At 61.7% G+C, this 1,951-nt stretch carries 2 protein-coding genes; one reads left to right on the forward strand and one right to left on the reverse strand.

All coding sequences use genetic code 11. The features are described from left to right. Positions 1-226: 226 nt before the first annotated feature. Positions 227-1,435 (reverse strand): PLP-dependent aminotransferase family protein, encoded by a 1,209-nt coding sequence (locus A2I95_RS34205; protein WP_291736971.1) that lies wholly within the window; start codon positions 1,433-1,435, stop codon positions 227-229. A gap of 157 nt (positions 1,436-1,592) precedes the next feature. Here A2I95_RS34205 and A2I95_RS34210 point away from each other — a divergent pair. Continuing rightward, the coding region (locus tag A2I95_RS34210; protein ID WP_291736973.1) for a GntR family transcriptional regulator at positions 1,593-1,951 on the forward strand (359 nt) is incomplete at its 3' end.

Raw genomic sequence — 1,951 nt, forward strand, 5'->3', positions numbered from 1 at the left:
CCAGTTCGGTAGGATCAACAAAGCTTTTGAAGCCGTTCAGCCTGAGCTTGGAAAACCGCAAAGCTGCCCCTTCGTGATTCCGTATCGAGAAAGTTCAGCGGTTCCTATCTCGTGAGTCAACGCTCCGCACCCCCAAATCGGGGTAAATTCAGCCCAATTCACACCATATCTTGTGGATAACCCGCAGGATCCGGCGGTCTTTTGCCAAGCAGGGTGTGATCTGGCGTCAGGCGGACCGCAAAAGCCGTCCCAGCCTGGCAATCCCTTCCTCAATGGCCGTGTGGTTGGAATTGGAGAAGCTCAACCGGATCGTGTTCTGACCGCTGCCATCTGCAAAAAACGCCTGGCCGGGGACAAAGGCCACCCGCTCCGTTTCCAGCGAGCGGGCCAGCAGCTGCGCTCCGTCCTTGTCCGCCGGCAGGGTGATCCAGACAAACATACCGCCCTCGGGCCGGGTCCAGTCCATGCCGTCCGGCATGTGCTCCGCCAGGGCCGCCAGCATGACATCACGGCGGCGCTGATAGACCGCATGCAGCTGCTCTACATGTTCGTCGAAACAGGTCTCCGCAACGCCATGCACGGCCATCTGGTTGATGGTCGAGGTGTGCAGATCTGCCGCCTGTTTCAGCAGCACCATCTGTGCGATCACCGGCTTGGCAGCCACCGCCCAGCCGATCCGCAGCCCAGGCGACAAAGTTTTGCTAAACGATCCGCAATAAACCGTCCGGCAGTCCTCGATCGAGCCCTTCTCTTCCTGTTCCAGCGCCAGTACCGGCGGCACGGGGTGCCCGTCGTAGCGCAGCGACTGATAGGCCGCGTCCTCGATAATGGCGCAGTCCAGCGTGTCCGCCAGTTCCAGCAGCCGCAGCCGCCCGGCGCGGTCCAGGGTCTCGCCGGTCGGGTTGGCAAAATCCGGTGAGAGATAGGCAAATTTCACCGCGCTGCCCGCCTCAGCCGCGGCTTCGGCATAGCTTTCGGGCAAGCGGTTTGTCTTCAGCGATAGCCGGTCATAGCGCGGCTCATAAGCGTTGAAGGCCGCCAGCGCGCCCAGATAGGTCGGCCACCCGACCAGGGCAGTGTCGCCCGGTGACAGGAACAGCTTCCCCAGATAGTCCAGCGCCTGCTGCGAGCCGGAAGTGATCAGCACGTTCTCTGGCTCACAGACGATGCCAATCTTCGCCATCTCCGCCACGATCCACTGGCGCAGCGGCAGGTAGCCCTCGCTCACCGAATACTGCAGTGCCTGAGCCTGCCGCTCAGGCGTCAGCGCATTCTTGAAGGCTTCGGCAAATTCATCGGCCGGGAACAGCGCCGGATCCGGGATGCCGCCGGCAAAGGAGATGATATCCGGCTGATCCAGCAGCTTCAGAAGCTCACGGATTTCCGACGCCTTCATCCGGCTATTGCGGGTGGCAAAGATCTGATCCAGTTGCATGCTTCACTCCTCGTTGAACATCTAGGGTCACGGTAGGAGTCTCCAAATTAAAGTCAACAATGCTGACCTATTGTTGCAACCTTCGTGATGCGGTCCGCTCTTGCGGCCACCCGCCCCGCGTGGTCATATAAATTGACCAATCCGCCAGAGCGACAAGATGCCCTTCCAGAAAGTCCAGCCCGAGAAACTCTCCGCCTCCGTCGTAAAACAGATCGAACAGCTGATTCTACGCGGCATCCTTTCGCCCGGTGAAAGGCTGCCTGCCGAACGGGAGCTGGCGGAGCGGCTGGGCGTCTCCCGCCCCTCTTTGCGCGATGCCATCGGCGAACTGCAGGACCGCGGCCTGCTGGCGTCCAAGGCCGGCTCCGGCGTGTTTGTGGCGGATGTCCTGGGCTCCGCCTTCTCCCCTGCCCTGATCCAGCTGTTCGCCACCCATGACGAGGCGGTGTTCGACTACCTGTCTTTCCGCCGGGACATGGAGGGGCTGGCCGCGGAGCGCGCCGCCCGGTTCGGGTC

This window comes from Leisingera sp. F5 (assembly GCF_001593695.1).